The following is a 6,996-nucleotide window of genomic DNA, read 5'->3' on the forward strand; positions in this document are numbered from 1 at the left end:
GGGCCAGACCGCCAACTGCTTCGGCGGCGTCGCCGACACCACCGAGGGCGCCTGGCGTCCGTACGCCGACGGCAGCGACCACGGCACCCACGTGGCGGGCACCATCGCGGCCGCGCGCAACGGGATCGGCATCAGCGGCGTGGCGCCCGGCGTCCAGGTCGCCGCGATCAAGGTGAGCGAGCCCGCGACCAGCCTCTTCTACACCGAGGCGGTCGTCTGCGGCTTCATGTTCGCCGCCGAGAAGGGGATCGAGGTGACCAACAACAGCTACTACGTCGACCCCTGGCTCTACAACTGCAAGTCGGACGACGACCAGAAGGCGCTGGTGGAGGCCCTCGGACGGGCGACGAAGTACGCCGAGCGCAAGGGCGTGCTCAGCGTGGCCTCGGCCGGCAACTCCAACCACGACCTGGCGTCCAACGCCATCGAGGACGCCACCAGCCCCGACGACGCCACCCCGGTGACGCGCACGATCGACCCGCACGTCTGCCTGGACCTGCCCACCCAGCTCCCGGGCGTGGTCACGGTCAGCGCGACCGGTGACAAGGGCTTCAAGTCGTACTACTCCAGCTACGGCCTGGGCGTCGTCGACGTCGCGGCCCCCGGCGGCGACAAGTGGCAGATCCCGGCCACCCCGGACGCCAACGGCCGCGTGCTGTCCACCCTCCCGGGCGGCGGCTACGGCTACAAGCAGGGCACCTCGATGGCCGGCCCGCACGTCGCCGGTGTCGCGGCGCTGCTCAAGAGCCGCCACCCGTGGGCGTCTCCGGCGCAGATCCAGCTGATGCTCAAGGCCCAGGCCACGAAGGCGGACTGCCCGGCGCAGGTCTACAACTCCGCCGGCGTCCTGGTCGACGCGACCACCTGCGCCAGCAAGTGGGGCCAGACGGGCTACTACGGATACGGCGTGGTCGACGCGCTGAAGGCCGTCAAGTAGGAGCACCCCGCACAGGAACGACGGAAGGGCCGGACGGGATCATCCCGTCCGGCCCTTTCCGCACTCCGGATCAGGGCTTGATCAGCACCTTGAGCGCGCTGCGGTCGTCCATCGCCCGGTATCCGTCCGGGACCTCGTCGAGGGAGACGGCCCGGTCGAAGACGGGCGACGGGTCGATCGCGCCGCTGAGCACGTCCGCGAGCAGCTCGGGGATGTACGCGCGGACCGGCGCGACCCCGCCGCGCAGGCTGATGTTGCGGTCGAACATGACGCCGAGGTCGAGGCCGGTGCCGCTGCCGTGCGGGACGCCGACGTAGCCGACGGCCCCGCCGTCGCGGGTGATGTTCACGGCGGTGCGCATGGACTGCTCCGTGCCGACCGCCTCGATGACGGAGTGGGCGCCCTGGCCGCCGGTGAGCTCGCGGACGGCCGCCTCGGCCGCCTCGCCGCGCTCGGCGACCACGTCGGTGGCCCCGAAGAGCTTGGCGATGTCCGTACGGACGGTGTGGCGGCCCAGTGCGATGATCCGGTCGGCGCCGAGGCGCTTGGCGGCGAGGACGCCGCACAGGCCGACCGCGCCGTCACCGACGACGGCGACGGTGGAGCCCTTGCGGACGCCCGCGCCCAGCGCGGCGTGGTGGCCGGTGCCCATGACGTCGGACAGCGCGAGGAGCGCGGTCAGCAGGTGGTCGTCGGAGACGGCGTCGGCGGGCAGCTTCACGAGCGTGCCGTCGGCGTGCGGGACGCGGACGGCCTCGCCCTGGCCGCCGTCGTGGCCGACCGAGCCCCAGAAGCCGCCGTGCTCGCAGGAGGTGTACAGGCCCTCGGTGCAGTAGTCGCAGGTGCCGTCGGACCACATGAAGGGGGCCACGACGAGGTCTCCGGCGCTCAGGCCCGAGACGGCGGAGCCGGTCTCCTCGACGATGCCGAGGAACTCGTGGCCGATCCGCTGGCCGGGCTGGCGCGCGGCCTCGCCGCGGTAGGCCCAGAGGTCGCTGCCGCAGATGCAGGCACGCAGGACGCGGACGACGGCGTCCTCGGGGCGCTGGATCGCAGCGTCGGGCACCTCCTCCACGCGGATGTCGTGCGGGGCGTGGATGACGGTGGCGCGCATGGTGGTGCAGTCCTCCGGTTAGGAAATGGTTGAGCCCTGTAGGACCTCCCTACCGTACGCCCGCTCCGCGGCGAGTGCTCCCGTGGCCAGCAGGTACTGGGCCGCCAGGTACGTGGCCATGATCCAGAAGTCGGGGCGGGGCAGCTGGGGCCACTCGGCGACCCCGGTGGCGATGAGCGTGTCGGAGAGCAGGAACAGCGCCCCGCCGAGCCCGGCCCGCCACCCGAGGGCGCTGGAGCGGTAGGCCATGGCGGTGAGCAGCAGGCTGTACCCGGCGACGGGGACGCGCAGCTCGGCGGGCAGGTCGCCCCAGAGCAGCGTGACGGTGGACAGCAGGGCGGCGGCGTACGCGATGCCGAGCACCGGGCCGCTGCTGCGGCGACCGAAGAGCACGAGGTAGCAGACGTGCCCGGCGGCGAAGGAGCCCATGCCGATCAGGAAGGCGGGATCGGCGTCGAAGAGCAGGGCCAGGTCCCCGCCCCAGCCGAACAGCAGGGCCAGGACGAGCAGCCGGGGGGCCCGGCGGGTGATCACGTGGCCGATGAGCAGGGGCATGAGCAGCGGCTTGGCGAGGACGTGGCCCAGGTGCCAGCCGGCGAGCAGCGAGCCCAGGTCGAAGGCGGCGGCGAGGACGAAGGCGGCGAGCAGCAGCCGGCCGGCGGCGCCGGTCCCGGCGGGTGCGGCGGGCCGCGCCCAGGACGGCGTACGGGGCTGCGCGCGGCCGGTGGCTCCGGCGGCGCTCACGCGGCGTGCTCCGGGGCGGGCGCGGGCGCGGGCGTCTCGGCGGGGGCGGCGGGGGCGGGCTGCCAGCCGGGGCCGCGGAAGACGCGTCCGGCCCGCTCGCGCCAGGTGGCGGCGCGGCGCACGTCCCGGGCGATGGAGGCGTACTCGTGGGTGGCGACCCGGAGCGGGTTGTAGGTGCTGATGTTCTTGGTGAGGCCGAAGACCGGCTTGTCGGTCTCCCCCACCCAGGAACCGAACATCCGGTCCCAGACGATCAGGATCCCGCCGAAGTTCCGGTCCAGGTACCCGCCCTGGGAGGCGTGGTGGACGCGGTGGTGGGAGGGCGAGTTGAAGACGAACTCGATCGGGCGGGGCAGCTTCCCGATCCGCTCGGTGTGGATCCAGAACTGGTAGACGAGGTTGACGGAGTAGCAGAACGCGATGGCGGCCGGGTGCACGCCCAGGGCGATCATCGGCAGGTAGAAGGGCCAGGAGGTGGCACTGGTCCAGGGCTGGCGCAGCGCGGTGGTGAGGTTGAACTTGCGGCTGCTGTGGTGGACGACGTGGCAGGCCCACAGGATGCGGATGACGTGGTGGCCGCGGTGCTGCCAGTAGTAGAGGAAGTCCTGGGCGAGCAGCATCAGCAGGACGGTCCACCACAGGACGGGGACGCGGAGCGGGGTGAGCTCGTAGACCGCGGTGTAGATCGCGACGATCGGGATCTTCCAGAGGAAGTCGAAGACGAGACTGCCGATCCCCATGCCGAGGCTGGTGACGGCGTCCTTGGTCTCGTACCCGGCGGCGTCCTCGTCGGGATGGATGCGGTAGCTCACGAGCTCGACGACCGTGAGCAGTACGAAGGCGGGTATGGACCACAGCACGACATCGGGCAGGTTCGGCATGTCCGCACCATAGAGGCGGGTTCGGGGGCTCGGCTAGTGGTTGTTACCGATCGGTATCCATCGGGGTTACCGACGGTTCACGAGATGCTTGTCGTGAGGGTGTCCGGGCCAAGGGGAGGGCGTGGGGATGACGGACTTCGAGGGCGGATCCGGGGCGGGCTCCGCGGGTACCGAGCCGGGTTCCGAGCCCGGTTCCGAGCCCGGTTCCGACACGGTCGTCTTACGGGCGGCCGAGGCGGTGGCGCTGGCCCTGGCCAGGTCCCGGCCCGGGGCGCGCCGGCTCAGGCCCGCCAAGCCGGGCGATCCCGGCGTACGGCGCCTCGCGCGCGAGCTGGCGGCCCTGCTGGCCGGGGCGGGCGCGGAGCTCCCCGCGCCCGACCGGCGGGCGGCGCTGGCCGCGGTCGGGGAGGCCTTCGCGGCGCTGTCGCCGAAGGAGGCCCGGGCCCTCTTCGCGGCGGACCCCGCGGGGACGGCGGGCCCGGCGGAGGCGGCGGACGCGGCCGGTGCGGCGGGGGGCACGGCAGCCGCGGCGGCGGGTCCGGCGGCCGGCGCGGCGGTCCCCGTGCCCCCGCTGCCGTCGGGCACGGTCCTCGGCCCCGCGGCCGGGGCCGCCTACCGGGAACTGGTCGCGCTGTGCCGCGCGCACGCCGCTCGGGACCGGGCGGGCACGGCCGACGCGGGCAGCCCGGGCAACTCGGGCAGCCCGGGCAGCGGCGGCATCGGGGGCGCCCCGCAGGACCCGCCCGGCACGGGCGCCGACCGCGCCGCCGAGGCCTTCGAGGAGCGGTACGCCCAGCACGTGGCCAAGGCCCAGGGCCGGGTCCAGCTGTTCGGCCTCACCCTCAGCCAGGCCCGCCGGGACTGGTCGCTGGACCTCGCCTACATCAGCCTCGCGGTCAGCGGCGGGGAGCTCCTGGAAGAGCCGGGCCTGCAGACGTCCGTCAAGGCCGAGGTGGCCCTCGACGCCGCGGATCGGGTGCTGGTGCGCGGCCCGGCCGGCTCCGGCAAGAGCACCCTCGTCCAGTGGCTGGCCCTGAACGCCGCCCGGAGCAGTTTCGGGCCCCAGCTGCGGGACTGGAACGGCCTGGTCCCCTTCGTGCTGCCGCTGCGCTCCTTCAACTCTCCCGCCGGGCTGCCCCGTCCGCGGGACTGGCTGGCAGCCACCGGCGTACCGCTGACGCCCCCGGAGGGCTGGGTCACCGGGCTCCTCGCCTCCGGGCGGGCGCTGGTGCTGGTCGACGGAGTGGACGAGGTGCCTCCGCGACTGCGCGACAGGACCGAGTCCTGGCTGCGGGCCCTGCTCACCGAGTACCCGGACGCCCGCTTCGTGGTCACCACCCGCCACTCGGCCGTACCCGAGGACTGGCTGACCGCGCACGGCTTCTCCTCCCTCGCCCTGCTGCCGATGGACCGCGACGACGTGAGCGCCTTCATCACGCACTGGCACGCCTCCGCCCGGGCGGAGGCGGACGGCGAGGGCGCGGGACGGGAGCGCGAACTGCTCGACCGGTACGAGAAGGCCCTCCTGGAGGCCGTGGGATCGCGCCGGGACCTGGGCAGGCTCGCCACGAACCCGTTGATGTGCGCCCTGCTGTGCGCGCTGAACCGGGACCGGCGGATGCACCTGCCCCGGGCCCGCAAGGAGCTCTACGACACGGCCCTGGACATGCTGCTGATCCGCCGCGACAGCGAACGCGACATCTCCGGGATCGAGGGCGTCTACCTCAGCCGGGACGAGCAGACCCTGCTGCTCCAGCGGCTCGCGTACTGGATGATCCGCAACGGGCAGGTGGAGGCGACCGCCGCCGAGACGATCGCGATGATCGCCGAATCGCTCGAGGCCATGCCCCAGGTCAGGGCGCAGGCCAGCGCCGAGACGGTGTTCCGGCACCTGCTGATCCGCAGCGGGCTGCTCCGCGAGCCCGTACCCGGCTCGGTCCTGTTCGTCCACCAGATCTTCCAGGACTACCTCGGCGCCAAGGCCGCGGTGGAGGCACGGGACTTCGGCGTGCTGGTGCGCAACGCGCACGAGTACACCTGGGACAACGTGGTCCGGATGGCGGTGGGCCACGCCCGGCCCGACGAGCGCGCCCACCTGCTGCGCCAGCTGCTGCACCGCGCCGACCAGGACGGACCCGACCACAGCCGGCTGGTGCTGCTCGCGGCCGCCTGCCTGGAGCACGCGCCGGAGCTGGACCCGGTGGTCTGGCGCGAGGTGCAGACCCGTACGGCGCGTCTGCTGCCCCCGCGCTCCCCGGGCCAGGCCGAGGAACTGGCCAAGGCGGGCGAACTGGTGCTGGAGCTGTTGCCGGAGCCGTCGGCCGGGCTCACCGAGGGCGAGGCCGCCGCGACGATCCGTACGGCGGCGCTCGTCGGCGGCGACCGGGCCCTTCAGGTGATCGCGGCCTTCCGGGCGGACGACCGCTACGAGGTGGGCCGCGAACTGTCCGACGCCTGGGGGCGGTTCCCCGTCGACGCCTACGTGGACTCGGTGCTGGCGGACGCCCCCATGAACACCGCCCACCTGCACGTGCGCACGGCCGGCCAGCTGCGGGCCCTGGACCGGCTCCGGCACGTCCGGCGGCTGCACGTCGGCTGGGACGGGCCGGTCCCGCCGGAGATCGCGCGGCGGCGGAACCTGGAGTCGCTGATCCTGCACCGCAATCCGAGGCTGGCCGACCTGTCCCCGCTGGCCGGTCAGTCCTCCCTGCGGCACCTGGGCGTGCTCGACTGCCCGAAGGTGACCGGGATCGACGTGGTGGGCGAACTGGAGACGGACAGCCTCGCCTTCGGCTACCTGCGCGACGACCTCTCGCTCGCCCCGCTCGCGGGGGCGGTGGGCCTGCGCTCCCTGGTCATCGGCTTCGAACCGGAGCAGCGCCGGATCGGGGACGTCCCGGCGGCGCGGTCGCTGACCGCGCTGCACCTGTGGCAGGGCGCCCGCCGGATGACGCTCGACGGGATCGAGCGGTGGCCGGACGTCACGACGCTGACGGTCGCCGGGAGCGGCCAGTACCGCCAGCTGGTGCGGTCGCTGCCGCTCGGGGGCCTGGTCAGCCTGCAGATCCGGCATGCGGCGCCGGTGTCGGCCGAGGCGCTCCTGCCGTACGAGCGCCTCGGCCGGCTCGTCCTGATCCGGTGCGCCCTGGAAGGGACGCTGGAGGCGCTGCGCGAGTTCCCGGAGCTGCGCCGGGTGGTGCTGAGCGAATGCCTGGGGACCGTGGACCTCTCGCCGCTCGCGGACCTGGACGAGCTGGTGGTCGAGCTGCGCCGGGGCACCCACGCGCGCGGGACGGAGCTGATCCCGCCGGAGCGGCTGG

General features: G+C 73.8%; 5 protein-coding genes. 2 read left to right on the forward strand and 3 right to left on the reverse strand.

All coding sequences use genetic code 11. From position 1 onward, the window contains the following. Positions 1-937 (forward strand): S8 family peptidase (locus ACWGDE_RS34035; protein ID WP_453392917.1); only part of this gene is annotated, 937 nt, incomplete at its 5' end. A 70-nt stretch (positions 938-1,007) separates the two neighbouring features. Here ACWGDE_RS34035 and ACWGDE_RS34040 read toward each other — a convergent pair. From ACWGDE_RS34040 to ACWGDE_RS34050, 3 genes are read right to left on the reverse strand one after another with little or no spacing between them, the layout of a single operon-like run. After that, a complete protein-coding gene (locus ACWGDE_RS34040; RefSeq protein ID WP_453392918.1) occupies positions 1,008-2,051 on the reverse strand; it encodes a zinc-dependent alcohol dehydrogenase family protein in 1,044 nt (347 codons plus the stop codon). Between the two features lie 18 nt (positions 2,052-2,069). Continuing rightward, positions 2,070-2,795 carry a lysoplasmalogenase gene (locus ACWGDE_RS34045; RefSeq protein WP_453392919.1) on the reverse strand — a complete coding sequence of 242 codons (726 nt, stop codon included), beginning with the start codon at positions 2,793-2,795 and terminating at the stop codon, positions 2,070-2,072. After that, positions 2,792-3,676: a sterol desaturase family protein gene (locus ACWGDE_RS34050; RefSeq protein ID WP_453392920.1), complete on the reverse strand. Its 885-nt coding sequence runs from the start codon at positions 3,674-3,676 to the stop codon at positions 2,792-2,794. The genes ACWGDE_RS34045 and ACWGDE_RS34050 overlap by 4 nt, the downstream gene beginning before the upstream one ends. A gap of 127 nt (positions 3,677-3,803) precedes the next feature. Between ACWGDE_RS34050 and ACWGDE_RS34055 the strand changes: the two genes are divergently transcribed. Then, on the forward strand, positions 3,804-6,996 hold a 3,193-nt coding region (locus ACWGDE_RS34055), incomplete at its 3' end, for an NACHT domain-containing protein (protein ID WP_453392921.1).

The organism is Streptomyces sp. NPDC054956, assembly GCF_053609185.1.

Excerpts from the sequence above, each read along its gene's own strand:
- ACWGDE_RS34040 (WP_453392918.1), bottom strand. The coding sequence starts at position 2,051 with ATGCGCGCCACCGTCATCCACGCCCCGCACGACATCCGCGTGGAGGAG.
- ACWGDE_RS34050 (WP_453392920.1), bottom strand. The coding sequence starts at position 3,676 with ATGCCGAACCTGCCCGATGTCGTGCTGTGGTCCATACCCGCCTTCGTA.